Source organism: Amycolatopsis sp. NPDC104819 (genome assembly GCF_055583145.1).
Genome location: NZ_JBVJON010000002.1, coordinates 483,387 through 498,037, shown reverse-complemented (window position 1 = coordinate 498,037; position 14,651 = coordinate 483,387). Strand labels below are relative to the sequence as shown.

Annotated in this window: 17 protein-coding genes; 5 read left to right on the top strand and 12 right to left on the bottom strand. The window is 73.4% G+C overall.

What is annotated here, in order from left to right:
- Positions 1-46 precede the first annotated feature (46 nt).
- From ACZ63E_RS07310 to rimP, 3 genes are all read right to left on the bottom strand, one after another.
- On the bottom strand, positions 47-331 hold the full coding sequence (locus tag ACZ63E_RS07310) for a YlxR family protein (protein WP_465335110.1): 285 nt from the start codon (positions 329-331) through the stop codon (positions 47-49).
- A 110-nt stretch (positions 332-441) separates the two neighbouring features.
- Positions 442-1,488 carry a transcription termination factor NusA gene (gene nusA / locus ACZ63E_RS07305; protein WP_465335108.1) on the bottom strand — a complete coding sequence of 349 codons (1,047 nt, stop codon included), beginning with the start codon at positions 1,486-1,488 and terminating at the stop codon, positions 442-444.
- Entirely contained in the window at positions 1,485-2,027 is a 543-nt protein-coding gene (gene rimP, locus ACZ63E_RS07300; protein WP_465335106.1) for a ribosome maturation factor RimP, read from the bottom strand. Before rimP ends, nusA begins: the two co-directional genes overlap by 4 nt.
- A 119-nt stretch (positions 2,028-2,146) precedes the next feature.
- Here rimP and ACZ63E_RS07295 point away from each other — a divergent pair, with 119 nt between their 5' ends.
- Complete coding sequence (locus ACZ63E_RS07295) at positions 2,147-3,076, top strand: ferritin-like domain-containing protein (RefSeq protein ID WP_465335104.1); 930 nt, start codon at positions 2,147-2,149, stop codon at positions 3,074-3,076.
- A gap of 40 nt (positions 3,077-3,116) precedes the next feature.
- On the opposite strand, the gene ACZ63E_RS07290 is transcribed toward ACZ63E_RS07295, so the two are convergent.
- The 5 genes from ACZ63E_RS07290 to ACZ63E_RS07270 form a co-directional block, all read right to left on the bottom strand.
- Positions 3,117-3,746 carry a hypothetical protein gene (locus tag ACZ63E_RS07290; RefSeq protein ID WP_465335512.1) on the bottom strand — a complete coding sequence of 210 codons (630 nt, stop codon included), beginning with the start codon at positions 3,744-3,746 and terminating at the stop codon, positions 3,117-3,119.
- A gap of 79 nt (positions 3,747-3,825) precedes the next feature.
- Positions 3,826-4,836 (bottom strand): aminotransferase class V-fold PLP-dependent enzyme, encoded by a 1,011-nt coding sequence (locus tag ACZ63E_RS07285; RefSeq protein WP_465335102.1) that lies wholly within the window; start codon positions 4,834-4,836, stop codon positions 3,826-3,828.
- 39 nt (positions 4,837-4,875) lie between these two features.
- Entirely contained in the window at positions 4,876-5,640 is a 765-nt protein-coding gene (locus ACZ63E_RS07280) for an isocitrate lyase/PEP mutase family protein (protein WP_465335100.1), read from the bottom strand.
- A 194-nt stretch (positions 5,641-5,834) separates the two neighbouring features.
- Entirely contained in the window at positions 5,835-6,488 is a 654-nt protein-coding gene (locus ACZ63E_RS07275) for a GOLPH3/VPS74 family protein (RefSeq protein WP_465335098.1), read from the bottom strand.
- 11 nt (positions 6,489-6,499) lie between these two features.
- Complete coding sequence (locus ACZ63E_RS07270; protein WP_465335096.1) at positions 6,500-7,954, bottom strand: ArnT family glycosyltransferase; 1,455 nt, start codon at positions 7,952-7,954, stop codon at positions 6,500-6,502.
- A 167-nt stretch (positions 7,955-8,121) separates the two neighbouring features.
- Here ACZ63E_RS07270 and ACZ63E_RS07265 point away from each other — a divergent pair, with 167 nt between their 5' ends.
- Complete coding sequence (locus tag ACZ63E_RS07265; RefSeq protein WP_465335094.1) at positions 8,122-9,360, top strand: sensor histidine kinase; 1,239 nt, start codon at positions 8,122-8,124, stop codon at positions 9,358-9,360.
- Positions 9,335-9,985 (top strand): response regulator, encoded by a 651-nt coding sequence (locus ACZ63E_RS07260; protein WP_465309763.1) that lies wholly within the window; start codon positions 9,335-9,337, stop codon positions 9,983-9,985. Before ACZ63E_RS07265 ends, ACZ63E_RS07260 begins: the two co-directional genes overlap by 26 nt.
- On the opposite strand, the gene ACZ63E_RS07255 is transcribed toward ACZ63E_RS07260, so the two are convergent.
- The 4 genes from ACZ63E_RS07255 to ACZ63E_RS07240 form a co-directional block, all read right to left on the bottom strand.
- On the bottom strand, positions 9,982-10,707 hold the full coding sequence (locus ACZ63E_RS07255; RefSeq protein WP_465335092.1) for a M50 family metallopeptidase: 726 nt from the start codon (positions 10,705-10,707) through the stop codon (positions 9,982-9,984). The genes ACZ63E_RS07260 and ACZ63E_RS07255 overlap by 4 nt on opposite strands.
- 99 nt (positions 10,708-10,806) lie before the next feature.
- A complete protein-coding gene (locus tag ACZ63E_RS07250; RefSeq protein ID WP_465335511.1) occupies positions 10,807-11,178 on the bottom strand; it encodes a winged helix-turn-helix transcriptional regulator in 372 nt (123 codons plus the stop codon).
- Between the two features lie 40 nt (positions 11,179-11,218).
- Positions 11,219-11,794 (bottom strand): TetR/AcrR family transcriptional regulator, encoded by a 576-nt coding sequence (locus ACZ63E_RS07245; RefSeq protein WP_465335510.1) that lies wholly within the window; start codon positions 11,792-11,794, stop codon positions 11,219-11,221.
- Positions 11,795-11,860: 66 nt separating this feature from the next.
- Positions 11,861-12,301 carry an SRPBCC family protein gene (locus ACZ63E_RS07240; protein WP_465335090.1) on the bottom strand — a complete coding sequence of 147 codons (441 nt, stop codon included), beginning with the start codon at positions 12,299-12,301 and terminating at the stop codon, positions 11,861-11,863.
- A gap of 23 nt (positions 12,302-12,324) precedes the next feature.
- Here ACZ63E_RS07240 and ACZ63E_RS07235 point away from each other — a divergent pair, with 23 nt between their 5' ends.
- Both ACZ63E_RS07235 and ACZ63E_RS07230 read left to right on the top strand, forming a co-directional pair.
- Entirely contained in the window at positions 12,325-12,855 is a 531-nt protein-coding gene (locus ACZ63E_RS07235) for a TetR/AcrR family transcriptional regulator (protein ID WP_465335088.1), read from the top strand.
- Positions 12,856-12,865: 10 nt separating this feature from the next.
- Complete coding sequence (locus tag ACZ63E_RS07230; protein WP_465335086.1) at positions 12,866-14,596, top strand: CocE/NonD family hydrolase; 1,731 nt, start codon at positions 12,866-12,868, stop codon at positions 14,594-14,596.
- Positions 14,597-14,651 lie beyond the last annotated feature (55 nt).

The following is a 14,651-nucleotide window of genomic DNA, read 5'->3' as shown; positions in this document are numbered from 1 at the left end:
GACCCGCTGACCTCGTCCTTATCGTCGCGCGTTCATGGCTTCAGCTTCACGGCTGACTCATGACGGGTCGACCTGCTTCCTTGGTTCCTCGCGAAGCCGGGAACGTCCCGGCTTCGTGGTGCGTAGTGGTGCGCCCGACGTGCTCGCGGACCTCGCGGGCGTCGAGCGCCCCGGGAGCCCGCAAGGCTCTCGGGAAGGCTCGCCGCCGTTCGGCCTTGGCCAGGCAGTCCGGGTCGGGGTGCAGCCAAGCTCCTCGGCCCGGCAGCCGCCGACGCTCGTCGACGACCACCCGCCCGGCCACCGCGACCACGCGCAGCAGCTCACCGATCAATGCCCGCCGCTTGCAACCGACACAAGTCCGCACCGGAGCGTTCCGGTGGGGCTGGTGCTCGGCTACCCGCCGCGGGCGTTGAACCACTCCTGAGTCTAGCGCTTCGACCTTCACTCAGCCGAACCGGTTGTCGCGGCGGGCCGCGACGGACTGGCGTGGTCTTGATCACCCTCGTCGTCCACCGGTGCGGCGTCGCTGCGGATGTCGATCCGCCAGCCGGTCAGACGGGCGGCGAGGCGGGCGTTCTGGCCCTCCTTGCCGATCGCCAGCGACAGCTGGAAGTCCGGCACCACGACACGAGCGGTCTTGGCCCGCTCGTCCACTACTCGCACGGAGACAACCTTCGCGGGCGACAGCGCATTCCCGACGAAGCGGGCCGGGTCGTCGGAGAAGTCGATGATGTCGATCTTCTCGCCGGCCAGCTCGCTCATCACGTTGCGCACGCGGGCGCCGACCGGGCCGATGCACGCGCCCTTGGCGTTGACCCCCGGCACCGTCGACTTGACCGCGATCTTCGTGCGGTGCCCGGCCTCGCGCGCGACGGCGGCGATCTCCACCGTGCCGTCGGCGATCTCGGGCACCTCGAGCGCGAAGAGCTTGCGCACCAGGTTCGGGTGCGTGCGCGAGAGCGTGATCTGCGGGCCGCGGTTGCTGCGCGCCACCGTGACGACGTAGGCCTTGATCCGGCTGCCGTGCTCGTAGGACTCCCCCGGCACCTGCTCACCCGAGGGCAGCACGCCCTCGGTGTCGCCCACCTGGACCACGACCATGCCGCGCGCGTTGGCGCGGGCGTCACGCTGGATGACACCGGCGACGATCTCGCCCTCCTTGGTGGAGAACTCGCCGAAGGTCTTCTCGTGCTCGGCGTCGCGCAGCCGCTGCAGGATGACCTGGCGCGCGGTGGTCGCGGCGATCCGGCCGAACCCCTCGGGGGTGTCGTCCCACTCCTCGTCGGTCTCGCCGTCGTGGGTCAGCGTGCGCGCGAGCACGCGCACCAGGCCGGTCTTGCGGTCGATGTCGATGCGGGCGTGCGGCTGGTGGCCCTCGGTGTGCTTGTACGCGGTGAGCAAGGCCGTCTCGATGGCCTCGATCACCGTTTCGAAGGGGATGTCCTTGTCCCGTTCGATCGCCCGCAACGCGGCGATGTCGACGTTCACTTCGACCCCTTCTCCGTCTCGGCCTGACCGGCGCCGATCATGCCGGACGCGTCGTCTTCCAACAGCTTCAGGTCCTCGGCGGGCGGCTGCTTGAACTCGATCTCCACGACCGCCTTCGCCACGTCGGCGTAGTGGACGTCGCGGAGCTTGCCGCCCTCGAGGACGCGGGCGGCGTCCTCGCCCGCGTGACCGACCCGGCCCACGAAGGCCGCGCCTTCGGCCGGGGTGACCTTCACCAGGCGGAACCGCGCGCGGCGCCAGTGCCGCTGCTGGGTCAGCGGCCGGTCGAGGCCCGGCGAGGTGACTTCCAGCGTGTACGCGCTCGCGAGCACGTGGTCGTTCTCGTCGAGCGCCGCGGAGACCGTGCGGCTGATCTCGGCGACCTCGTCCAGCCCGATCCCGTCGTCGGAGTCGACGACGACCTTGACCAGCTGCCGCCGGCCGGCCTGCTGCACCTCGAAGGAGTCGAGGTCGAAACCCGCGGCGGTGACGGCTTCGGCCACTATCGGCTGAAGCCGGCTGGCGAGTTCTCCTGGCACGTGGGGCTCTCCTTGTTCGGGTCCGGGCGTTCGGGTCGGTGGTGGACCAGCTTATCCGGTCGCCCCCTCGGCACGCGCGAGCGGCGGGGGCGGCCCGGGGCCTGGCAGGATGGGCCGACGTGACCGGAAGACCGACCGACCTGACCCGTCGAGCCGCCCTCCGCGCGGGGGCGCTGGCCGCGCTGGCCGTCCCCCTGGCCGCGTGCGGGCCCGGCTACGACGAAAGCCCCGACCCGCTGCAGCCGCTGCTGGCCGCCGCCGAGGCGGACGCCGCCGCGGCGCGGGCGCTGGCCAAGGGCGCCGACGCCGAAGCCGCGGGCCAGCTGGCCGACGCCCGCGCGGCGCACGCGGCCGCGCTGAAGTCCGAAGTGGACCGGCTCAACCGGCCCCGGACGTCGGCCGCGCCGCCGCCCGCGCCCGCGGCCCTGAGCGAGCTGAAGGAGCGGCTGGCGACCGCGCGCAAGCAGGCCGAAGACCTCGTCGGCGGGCTGCCCCGCTACCGCGCCGGCCTGGTCGCGGCGGTGGCGGCGGGCTGCGCGGCGCTGCAGCGCACGGCGCCCGCGCTCGGCCCCGGCGAGGACGCCCCGGCGCTCACCGGGTCCGGCGGCGCCGTGCCCGCCGAGGCCGTCGACCCGCTGCAGGTCGCGCTCGCGGCCGAGCACGCGGCGGTCTGGGTGTACGGCCTGGTCGGCGCGTTCCTGCCGGCCGACTTCGGGGACGCCGAGAAGAGCGGCGCCGCCGAGCACGCCCTGCGCCGTGACCTGGTGCAGACGATGCTCGCGGCGTCCGGAGCGACCCCGGTGGCTCCTGAGGCGGCGTACGTGCCGAAGAAGCCGGTGACGGACTCGGCGTCGGCGGCCCTGGTGGTCGCGACGGCCGAGGCGGACTGCGCGTCGGCCTGGCTCGCGGTGGTGAACCACACCGACGACGCGGGGCTGCGGACCACGGCGCTGCACGCGCTGGTGGCGGCTTCGCGGCGCGGGACGCCGTGGCGGTCCGAGGCGGGCGAGAAGCCGGTGGCGATCGCCATGCCGGGCCAGGCGAGCTGAGCCCGGCCCCCGAGCGCCTCCGAGGGGCGCTCGGGGCGGGTCAGCCCTGGAGCTCGGCGGACAGGCGGAGGGCGTCGTCCGCGATCTTCTCGATCAGGTTCTTGTCCGTGTGCTTGTCGTAGAAGTCGGCCAGCACGATCGTCGTGCTCGTGCCCTCGACCTTCGACGAGTAGGCCGAGTTCTTGCCGCTCACGCTGGGGGCGCCGTCGCCGGTGTAGGTCTTGTCCCGCACCAGGTCCGTGACGTTGCCGGTGTCGTCCTTGTCGGTCAGCGTCTTGAGCGCCTTCGCCTTCGTCGAGTCCGGCATCCCCACCACGACCACCGACACCAGCGCCTTCGCGCCGCCGGCCTCCGTCGTGTACAGCGCGCGGGCCAGCGACTGGCACGGCGTGTCCTGGAAGAACTTCTGGGTCTGGCCGTAGGCCTTCGCCGTGCAGTCGTTGACGCGGTCCGGGCCGGCGACCTTGGTGAACTGGTACTGCCCGGTGCTCTTGGCCGGCGGCTGCGCGACCGGCTCTTCCGGCGTCGAGTCGTGCCGGATCAGGAACCAGAGCAGGCCGGAGACGACGGCGATCGCGACCAGCCCGGCGCCCCTGAGCAGCAGGGACCGGGTGTCACGCGCCGGCGGGCCCGGCGCCGGCGGGCGGGGCTGCGGGGGAACCGCGCCCAGCGGGGCCGTGTCGGACGGGCCTGGGGTGAAATGCGCACCAACCACGGGGCCATACGGTAGTTCACCGGCTCGGCGGCGTTCACTCGAATGCGTGTAAGACGCGTTCGACGTCGTCAGCGGTGTTGTAGAGGTGGAATCCGACGCGCACCCGGCCGCCCCGCACGCTCGAGACGATCCCGGCCGCCGCGACCCGCTCCGGGTCGGCGTCGAGTGCCACGATCGCGGTGCCGCGCGGCGGCAGCCCGAGCTTCTCCAGCAGCAGGTCGGCCAGGCCGGTGTTGTGTGCCCTGACCTGCGTGAGGTCGAGCTCGCCGAGGTAGTCCAGCGCTGCCGCGGCGCCGACCTGAGCGAGCCAGACCGGCGAGAGGTCGAACGCGCGGGCGTCGCGGGCCAGGCGCAGCGGGAGGCCGTAGACCGTGGTCCACGGGTCCTCCCCCGCGTACCAGTTCGCCGCGACCGGCCGCGTGCGCTCCTGGGCGTCCGGGCGCACCGCGAGCCACGCGCTGCCGCGGGGCGAGAGGAGCCATTTGTACCCCGCCGCGACGACCCAGTCCGCCCAGGCGACGTCCAGCGGCAGCCAGCCGACCGCCTGGGTCGCGTCGAGCAGGACGGCCGCCCCGGCGGCTTCGGCGGCCGCACGCAGCGCCGGGAGGTCGACGATCCGGCCGTCGGCGGACTGCACGACGCTCACCGCGACGACGTCGTGCCCCTCGACCCGCTCGGGCAGCAGCTCGAGGGGCACTTCGGTGATCGAGACGTCCTGCGCCGCGAACGGGAAGGTCACGCTGGTGAAGTCGCCTTCGGCGGCGAGCACGCGGGTGCCGGCGGGCAGCGCGGCGGCGACGTTCGCGACCAGCTGCGAGACCGACGCGCCGATCGCGACCCGCCCGGCGTCGACCCCCAGGAGACGCGCGAACCCCGCCCGTGACCGCGCGACATGCTCGTCGAAGTCCCCCGGCCGGTTCGCGCCGGTCCGCCAGCGGTCGACCGACTCGGCCACCGCGGCGGCCACCGGCGCGGGCGGGACGCCCACGCTGGGGGTGTTCAGGTAGCCGGGCGGGACGGCGAAGTCGCTTCCGAAGGCGTGCATGTCCTGAGCGAAGCAGACCGGGGCAAGCCGATTACGGATTCACGGGAGCAGCGCGGTGACGTCGGCGTAGCTCGGCGGGCTCAGCGGCAGCTCCCGGCCGTCCCGCACCGCCGACGCCGTCCCGGCCGCCGCCGCGAGCGCCATCCGGTACGGCAGCGACCCCAGGCTGACCCGCGCGACGCCCAGCTCCGCCAGCCCGGCGAGCGTCACCTTCCCGGGCAGGAACAGCAGGTTCACCGGCAGGCCCACGGCCACGATCCGCTCGACGTCGGCCGGGTCGGCCAGGCCGGGCACGAAGACGCCGTCCGCGCCCGCCGCCGCGTAGGCGCGCGCCCGCTTCTCCGCTTCGGCCACCGAACGGTCACCCGCCCAGTGCGTGTCGGCCCGGGCGTTGACGAAGAGGCTCGGCACGCGCTCCTTCACCGCCCTGACCAGCGCGGACTGGACGTCGACGGCGGCCAGGGAGCCGTCGGCGCGGCCGTCTTCGAGGTTGACGCCCACCGCGCCCGCTCCGGCCAGCTCCTCGGCGAGATCGGCGACCGCGGCGGGGTCCGCGCTGAAACCGTCGGCGATGTCGACGCTGACGAGCGCGTCCAGCCGGGCCAGGCGCGCGGCCAGCGCGACGGTCGTGTCCCGCGTCGACGGCGCGCCGTCGGGCTCCCCCGCCGCGGCCGACACCCCGAGGCTGGTCGTGCCGAGGGCGCGGAACCCCTGGGCGGCGAGGAAGGCGCCGACGCCGAACTCCCAGGCGTTCGGCAGCAGCAGCGGGGACCCGGGGACGTGCAGGGCACGGAATTCGTCCATGCCCTCGAACCTAGGCCCGCGACGCTTCGGCGGCCGCCGAAGCGAACGACGCAGGCCGAGGAAATGTCCACAGTGGACTACCGCGACCCGGACGGCGGTGCGCCGGTGACCGAGGGAGCCCCCTCGCCTCCCTCGGTCACCGGAACCGGCCCACGCCGTGTCGTCCGTCCAGACACGCGTGTCGGCCGGAGCGGTCAGCCGCCACCGCCGCCGGAGCTCGCCGCGATCGACGCGCTGCGGGCCGAGTTCAGCTCGCGGATCACCTTGCGCAGGGCCGGGACCGTCGCGCCCGTCTGCTCCGCCAGCGTCGCGATCCGCTCCTTGTGTGCCCGCCGTTCGCGGCGCGGCAGCACCGTGCCCAGCTCCACCGTCCCGGCCAGCGCCGTCAACGCCGCGACGTCCGACGGCACCGGCGCGTCACTCGCCAGCGCCCCCGCCACCTGCTGACGCAGCCGCTCCACCGCGGCGCGGTCGGCGACGACCGGACGGCGGCGCGGGAACAGCCCCAGCACGCGGGACGTCCGCATCGTGAGCACCCCCGCCGCGTCGAGCTGGGTTTCCAGCGACCGCAGCGTCTCGCGGGCGTCGCGGCGAACCCAGGCGCGCCACTTGCGGTGCGGGTCGGCCGCCAGCTCGGCCAGCAGGTCGTCGAGCACCAGGTGGCCGGTGCCGCCGGCGCCGGTGACCACCGGCCGCCCGTCGCCGTCGGCGACCAGGCCGCGCAGCACCAGGTCGGTCAACGCCGCCGCGCGCACCAGCAGCGCGACGCGCTCCCGGTCGGGCAGCCGGTCACGCCCGGTGTCGCAGGCCAGCAGGTAGGCCCGGGCGGGCAGGGACAACGTGCTCATCTCGCTCCTTCTCATTGCCGCTTCAGCGCGGGCCAGATCCGCGACCAGGGCGCCGTCCGCCCGTCGTACTCCCACACCAGCCCGTCGACCAGCTTCGTCTCGTGCGCGAAGTACGGCCGCAGCAGCCCCGGGTCGAACCCGGCGAACAGCACCGCGTCGGCCGTCTCCGGCGGCGGGCCGAAGTACCAGTACGCCCGGTGTCCACTGTAGACGCGCTGGATGCCGTACGGCGCACCGTAGAACTCCGTCACCGCCGCGAACGGGTAGATTTCGGCGTACACCGCGGTCCGCGCCCGCGCCTCGGCCGGCAGGGCCGCGTAGGTCTGCCCGATCGCCTTCGCCAGCTCCTGCTGCGGCAGCTCCCCCTGCGCGAACGCGCTGCCGAGCGAAAACGGCCCGAAGGACGTCCGCGTCGTCGAAGCCGGCCACACCGGCAGCGCGACGAGCGTGACCACCGCCGAGAACACGAACGCCGGCCAGGCCACGGCCTTCCACCAGCCGGCCAGGTTCCGCCGGGTCAGCTCGGTCGCCGCCGCCGCGAACGGAACGGCGTAACAGCCCATCAGGTAGTAGGACCGTCCCTGCGTCGCGACCACGGCGAGCGCCACCAGGACCAGCGCGACCCCGAGGTACCGGTAGGCCCGCAGCTCCGGCGACCGCAGCAGCCGCCAGACGCCGTACAGCAGCGCCAGCACGCCGACCCCGATGCCAGCGCCGAGCAGCCCGTCGCGCACCCAGGCCCCGTACCCCGGGAACTCCGCGGCGACGACTTCACTCATGTGGGTGTACGGCCAGCCGTGCGTGGCCTGCCAGACCAGCGTCGGCACGGTGGCGGCGACGGCGATCGCGGCGCCCAGCCAGAGCTTCGGGCGCCGGAGCAGCTCCCGCGGCCCGAACACCAGCGCGGCGAGCAGCACCGCGGCCCACAGCGCGGGGATCAGGAACTTCGTCTCCAGCGACACCGCCGTCACGACGCCGGCCCAGACGAGCAGGCCGTCGCGGCGGGTGCGGGTCCAGCGGACGAGCAGCCAGCCGACGACCGTCCACAGGAACGGGTCCAGCACGTAGGTCCCGATCCAGTGGCTGACGATGACGATGCTGGACGTCGCGTAACACGCCGCCGCCATCGCCTGGGCCGCGCGGCCGCCGCCGAGCTCGCGGGCGATCAGCGCCGTGACGACGACCCCGGCGGCCGCGGCGAGCGTCATCGGCAGCCGCAGCACGACCAGCGAGCCCGGCGCGAGCCAGTCCATCAGCGCCGCGAGCGCCGGGATGAGCGGTGGCTGGTCGAAATACCCCCAGCTCAGGTGATTTCGACCAGCCACCAGGAAGTAGAGCTCGTCGAACCCGCCGGCGTAACGCCCGCTGGTGAGGAGCAGCGCGAGCCCGGCCAGCCCAGCGATCACCAGGACCGGGGCACGGGCGAACGCCACCCGCGTCGCGGGTCGCGTTTGGACAGTCACCACGATGGCCTCCCTCGCTTGTGGTGGTCCCACTCCACCGGATCGGGGCCCCCGGCCGTAACCGGGCAAGGAAGGTCGTCGCGGCGACAAAAGTTGCGCACCGGCGCGACAGCCGCAACTTTGGTTGCGCATCCGGCGCGGCGGCTTCGGCGAGCGGCTACCGTGACCGCGTGACCAGCACCCGGAGGCCGTTGTGGCCGAGCCGCGCGGACGCCTTCTGGCTGTTCCTCGCGGCGTTCGCGTTCGCGGGGCTGAACGTCCTGCTGTACGCGCTGGGCGAGGTCACGACCGGGCCGCTCGGCCCGGCGGCCGGCCTGGTGCTGCAGGTGGCCTGCGACCTCTCGCTCGTGCTGATCTTCCGGTTCCCGCTGCAGGTGGCCTGGTCGCTGGTCGTGGTGGCGGTCGCGATGCTGGCGTCCGACCTGTTCGCGCCCGGCCTGCTGGTGGCCGCGCACCCGCTGGCCCTGACGACGGTGCCGACCATCACCCCCGTCGTGCTGACGCAGCTGGCGCGGGTGCTCGACCGGCGGACCGTGCTCTGGGTGGCCGGGGCCCTCACGCTGATCGCGGCCCGGCCGTGGGTGCCGAGCTGGAGCACCACGCCGTTCGCGGTGCTCAGCACGACGTTGCCGGCGATGCTGGGGCTGTACGGCGAGGCGCGGCGGCAGCTGCTCAAGTCGTTGCGGGACCGCGCGGAACGCGCCGAGCGCGAGCAGCACCTGCTGGCCGAGCAGGCCCGCGCGGAGGAACGGCGGCGGCTCGCGGGCGAGATGCACGACGTCGTCACGCACCGGCTCAGCCTGATGGTGCTGCACGCCGGCGCGCTCGGCGTGACGTCGGCCGAGCCGTCCGTGCGGACGGCGGCCGAGGACATCCGGCGTGAGGGCGCGCAGGCGCTGGACGAGCTGCGCGACCTGGTCGGCGTCCTGCGCAACGGCGCGGAAACCGGCGGCGCGCGGACGCTGCGCCCGGAGGAGCCGGGCGACCCGGCGCGGCTGGTCGAGGCGTCCCGCTCGGTCGGGGTGGCGACGGAGCTGGTGGTGGACGGCGACCCGGCGCAGGTGTCGCCGACGGTCGCGCGCACCGCGTACCGGCTGGTGCAGGAGGCGCTGACGAACGTCCGCAAGCACGCGCCGGGCGCGTCGGCGGCGGTCTCGCTGCGCTACCACGCGGGTGGTCTGGACGTTTCGGTGGGCAACACCGCGGCGGCCGGGCCGCCGGACCCGGCGCTGGCGGGCAGCGGTTCCGGGTCGGGCCTGGCGGCCCTGCGCCAGCGCGTCGAGCTGGTCGGCGGCCGGTTCGACGCGGGCCCCGCGCCCGGCGGCGGGTTCCGCGTCGGTGCGATACTGCCCGCCTACGTTCCGACGGCGGAAGGCACGCACAGTGATCCCGGTGCTCGTGGTCGATGACGAGCCGATGGTCTGCGCGCACCTGCGCACGATCCTGGGTTCGGCGGGCGACATCGAGGTGGTGGCCCAAGCCTCCGACGGCGCCGAAGCGGTCGAAGCGGTGGTCCGCCACCGCCCCCGCGTGGTGCTGATGGACCTGCGCATGCCGGGTGTCGACGGCCTGACGGCGATCGCGCGCATCGTCGAGCTCCCGGATCCCCCGGCGGTGGTGGCGCTGACGACGTTCGACGCGGACACGTACGTGATCCGCGCGTTGCGCGCGGGCGCGGCGGGGTTCCTGGTGAAGTCGACCCCACCGGAGGACCTGATCGGCCTGGTCCGCGTGGCGGCGGACGGGCACACGGTGCTGTCCCCGTCGGCCGCGCGCCGGCTGGTGGCGTTGTCTTCGGACGGACGCGAGCGGTCCGACGACGCGCGGCGGCGGACGGCCGGGTTGACGGAACGGGAGCGGGATGTGCTGGCGTGCCTCGGCGAGGGACTGTCCAATGCGGACATCGCCGTGCGGTTGCATCTGGCTGAGGCGACGGTGAAGAGTTATGTGTCGCGGATGCTCGTGAAGCTGGACTGTGCGAACCGGACTCAGGCGGGGCTGCTGGCGCATGAGGCGGGGTTGGTGGCCCGCTAAGGCCACAGCAAGGGGACGGCGCGCCACACCGCCCAGCCGATGAGCGCGAGCCACGCGGCGATCCACACCTGGGCCGGGATTCCGGTGCGCTCGGCGAGTGAGGCAGCGTCGTCGGCGTGCTCACCGAACACACCGCGCCATCGGTTGGAGACGATGGCGGCCAGCCCGCCGATCTCACTGGTCAGCAACAGCCATGCCTCGGCGTACGCGATGCCGTTCTTGAGCAGGTCCGGCGCCCAGCGCAGCGCGCAGAAAGTGATCGCGCCGACCACGACGGCCGCACCGGCGCTGAGCACGTCCCGGGTGAACAGCAGGATGAACAGCATCACGACGGTGGTCAGGGTCAGCACGGCCGGAGCGAGGCCGCGGTGCAGGAGCGCCGCCGCCCCGAGACCCGCCAGCGGCGGCATCGCGTAGCCGGACACCGTGGCCAGCACGCCCGCGAGCGGCGACGGCTGCCAGTGCCAGGTGAGGCCGGACTCCGCACCGGTGATCTCGATGCGGAAGACGCCGCCGCCGGTCAGGATGCTCACCAGCGCGTGGCCGCCTTCGTGGAAGAGGGTGCCGAGGACGTTCGCGCGATTCAGCAGGAATCTGCTGCCGTTGACCAGGAGGATGAACGAGGTGGCCGACACCGCGGCCGCGAGCAGCGCGGTGCCGCCGACGAGCGCCCAGCCCGGCGCGGGCACGGTCTCGTTGAGCACAGCGAAAGCGGACGCCATGGATTCCCTCCCCGGAGCCGTGGAGCCGTTCTCCACAGTGTCTCCGGAGCGGGTTCCGGAGGGAACTTCAGTCGTGAACTGTCCTTGAGCTGTCCAAAGTCAGGCCGATGCGGGAGTGTGCTCCGCGTCGTAGGCCTCACGCGACTCCTGCACCGCCGTCATGTGCTGCCTCGCCCACTGGTCCAGCACCTCGAGCGGCTCCGAAAGGTTGCGCCCCAGGGAAGTCAGCTCGTACTCGACCTTCGGCGGGATCGTCGGGTACGCCGTCCGCGTCAAGATCCCGTCGCGCACCAGGCTCCGCAGCGTCTGGGTGAGCACCTTCTGCGAGATGCCGTCCACCCGCCGCCCGATCTCCGTGAACCGCAGGGGGCCGTCCTTCAGGGCTCCGACGATCAGGACCGTCCACTGGTCGCCGATGCGGTCGAGCAGCTGGCGGGTCGGGCAGTTGCGGTCGTACGGGTCCGGCCACACGGCGAGCCTCCTCACTCTCCCGGAGAGAGTAACACGCCGTTCAGGCGGTGGCGGCCATCAACGTCGTGAACAGGATCCGCAGGTGACGGCGGCCGCGCTCCCAGCGGGCCTCCAGCTCCTCCTGGTCGCGGGTGGCCCAGCTCGCGATGAGGATGCCGCGCACCACGTCCATCGCCGTGTACACCGCGTGCAGGAACTCGTGGTGCGCCGCGTGCTCCGGCAGCAGAGCCTTGCCGAACTCCACGAGGCTCGACGTCGCGATCGGCTCGACCTCGGCCATCTGACGGCGCAGCTCCGGGTCCGTGCGCGAGGCGACCCACAGCTCGACCGTCGCCGAGAACACCGGCCCCTGGTGCATCTCCCACATCAGCTGCAACGCGTCGCCGACCGGGTCGCTGGACGCGCGCAGCCGGTCGAGCTCGGCCATCGCGACCTCGGTGCGCTTCTCCGCCAGGTGCCGGATCGCCGACGTCACGAGGTCGGCCTTCGTCGGGAAGTGGTGCACCTGCGCGCCGCGCGTGACGCCGGCGCGGTCCGCGACGCGGGTGGTCGTCGTGCCCGCGTAGCCGTACTCGACGAGGCAGTCGATCGTCGCGTCGAGCAGCCGGACGCGCATCGCCGCGCTGCGTTCCTCCTGCGTGCGGCCGGTCGATCCTCGTCGTGGCGCTGACATGGACCTACTTTATGGGGCGACGCGCGCGTCCGTCGCGGCGACCAGCCCGGCCACCACCCGCTTGATGAACACCCCCAGGAACCGCCGGTAGAACCAGCCGGTGCCGGGGATCTTCGCGGTGAACGTCGAGTGCCAGTGGATCTCGGTGCCGCCGTCGGCCGGTGAGAGGTCCACATAGGCGACGTAGTCCCGCAGCGGCAGGCCGTGCTCGAGCGAGTACCCGAACCGCCGGCCGGGGTCCAGCGCGACGATCTTCTCGTACGAGCGGGTGCGCCCGGTGCGGAACAGCCGGACCGCGCCGAGGCCTTCCGGCTCGTCCTCCCCCTCGCCGACCAGCTCGAACGACCCGAGCGGTGACCACTCGGGCCAGCTCGCGCCGTCCCGGAGCAGGGCGTACACGGTGTCGGCGGGCGCGGACGTCCGGCCGCGCACGGAAATGCGTTGTACCATTTGGTACGTGTACCATCTGGTACATGATCGACACAAGCCCGCGCGCGAAGCTGCTCGACGCGGCGATCGACCACATCGCCCACCACGGCGGCGCGGGCAAGAGCCTGCGCGCGCTCGCGGCGGACCTCGGCACCAGCCACCGCATGCTCATCTACCACTTCGGCTCGAAGGAAGGCCTGCTCACGGCGGTCGCGCGCGAGGTCGAGGCCCGGCAGCGGGCGGCGCTCGCCGACGCCGGTGACGGCCGTGAGTTCTGGCGGCGCCTGACCGCCGACGACCTGCGCGCCAACGAAAAGCTGTTCTTCCAGCTCTACGGCCAGGCCCTGGGCGGCACCCCCGGCACGACCGAGTTCCTCGACGGCGTCGTCGAGGACTGGCTGGGCCCGATCGAAGCCCTGCTCGCGCGGTACGGCGTCCCCGAAGCCGACCGCGCCGCCCACGCCCGGCTCGGCCTCGCCGTTGCGCGCGGGCTGCTGCTCGACCTCGTCACGACCGGCGACCGCGAGGCCGTCGACGCCGCCATGGCGCGTTTCCTGGCGACGTACGAGAAGTGATACTGGCGGCATGCGTCTGACACTGGGGTTCTTGGCCGCACTTCTCCTCACGACCGGGCTGACCCCGGTCGCGTCCGCCGCCGGAGGCGAGCCCGTCCGCGAGACGGCGTGGGTCGAAACCGGCACCGACCACGACCACGACGGCCGGCCCGACCGCGTCGCCGCCGACGTCATCCGGCCCGCCGCGCGCGGGCGCGTCCCGGTGATCCTCGACGTCAGCCCGTACTACGCGTGCTGCGGCCGCGGCAACGAGTCGCAGAAGAAGACCTACGCGCCGGACGGCACACCGCAGCAGTTCCCGCTGTTCCTCGACAACTACTTCGTGCCGCGCGGGTACGCGGTGGTGCTCGCCGACGTCGGTGGCACGAACCGCTCCTCGGGCTGCTTCGACGACGTCGAGAACGGCAACGCCGTCGTGAACTGGCTCAACGGCCGGGCGAAGGCCTTCGACGCGCCCGAGGGCGGGCACCCGGTGAAGGCGGACTGGGCCACCGGCGCCGTCGGCGCGATCGGCAAGTCCCAGGACGGCGCCACCGCGATCGGCATGGCCGCGTCCGGCATCGCGGGGCTCAAGACCGTCGTGCCGATCGAGGGTGTTGCGAACAACTACGCCCAGCTCGTCGCGAACGGCGCACCCCTGGCCACGCCGGAGAACACCGGCTCGGCGTTCACCTACAACGACCGCGCGGCCGAGCTGTGCAAGCCGTTCGAGGCGGACATCAAGGCGCGCGCGGGCACGAACGGCGACTACAACGCCTACTGGCAGAGCGTGAACTACGTCCCGAAGGCCACCCAGGTGCGCGCGAGTGTCTTCCTGGCACAGGGGTTCGGCGACGGCGCGGTCGCGCCGAACCAGTTCGCGGACTGGTGGGACGCGCTCGGCCGCGCCGGCGTCCCGCGCAAGGCGTGGCTGAGCCAGGCCGGGCACGTCGACCCGTTCGACCTGCAGCGCGCGCAGTGGGTCGAGACCCTGGGCCGCTGGTTCGACCGCTGGCTGCTCGGGGTCCGCAACGGCGTCGAGCACGAGCCCGCCGTGCACCTCGAAACCGCGCCCGACCGGTGGACCGACGTCCGGAGCTGGCCGCCCGCGACCGCGTCGGCGACCTTCCGGCCCTCGAGCGACGGGACGCTGGGCCGCCGCGGCTCCGGCACCGCGACCGTCGTCGACGACCCGGCGACCGGCCGGGAGCAGTGGGCGGCCGGTGTGTCGGCCGCGGTGTTCACCGGCGCTCCCCTGACGGCGCCGGTGCGGATCGCCGGCTCGCCGTCGGTGACCATCACCGCGTCGTCGGACAAGACCGCCGCGCGGCTCGGGGTCGCGCTCGTCGACTACGGCCCGGCCACCGTCCGGAACACCGCCAACTACGGCAGCGGGATCAAGAACCTGACCACGAAGTCGTGCTGGGGCGTGAGTTTCCCGGGCGACAGCGCGTGCTTCCTGGACACCACCACCGACCTCGTCCCCGTCGACCATCAGATCGTCGCCGCGGGCTGGGCGGACCTCGGGCACCACGCGTCGCTGCGGCACGGCGAGCCGCTCGTGCCGGGCCGGGCGTACCCGATGACGTTCACGCTGACCGCGCTCGACCACGTCGTGCCGGCCGGGCACCGGCTCGGCCTGCTGCTCGGCGGCACGGACGGCCAGCTGTTCGACCCGGCGCTGCCCGCGTTGGGCGACACGCTGACGTTCGACCTCGCGCGGACGTCGGTCACCCTCGGCCTTACAAAGCCCGAACACTAGGCGGACGCCCTCCGAACACCATCCGGCCAGAGTTCTCCTCGTAACCGAACACGAG

What these genes read in the sequence shown, in the direction of transcription:
- ACZ63E_RS07235 (WP_465335088.1), top strand. Translation starts at nt 12,325, where the DNA reads ATGATCGACACAAGCCCGCGCGCGAAGCTGCTCGACGCGGCGATCGAC.
- ACZ63E_RS07275 (WP_465335098.1), bottom strand. Translation starts at nt 6,488, where the DNA reads ATGAGCACGTTGTCCCTGCCCGCCCGGGCCTACCTGCTGGCCTGCGAC.
- ACZ63E_RS07280 (WP_465335100.1), bottom strand. Translation starts at nt 5,640, where the DNA reads ATGGACGAATTCCGTGCCCTGCACGTCCCCGGGTCCCCGCTGCTGCTG.
- ACZ63E_RS07285 (WP_465335102.1), bottom strand. Translation starts at nt 4,836, where the DNA reads ATGCACGCCTTCGGAAGCGACTTCGCCGTCCCGCCCGGCTACCTGAAC.
- ACZ63E_RS07255 (WP_465335092.1), bottom strand. Translation starts at nt 10,707, where the DNA reads ATGGCGTCCGCTTTCGCTGTGCTCAACGAGACCGTGCCCGCGCCGGGC.
- ACZ63E_RS07245 (WP_465335510.1), bottom strand. Translation starts at nt 11,794, where the DNA reads ATGCGCGTCCGGCTGCTCGACGCGACGATCGACTGCCTCGTCGAGTAC.
- ACZ63E_RS07230 (WP_465335086.1), top strand. Translation starts at nt 12,866, where the DNA reads ATGCGTCTGACACTGGGGTTCTTGGCCGCACTTCTCCTCACGACCGGG.
- ACZ63E_RS07240 (WP_465335090.1), bottom strand. Translation starts at nt 12,301, where the DNA reads ATGGTACAACGCATTTCCGTGCGCGGCCGGACGTCCGCGCCCGCCGAC.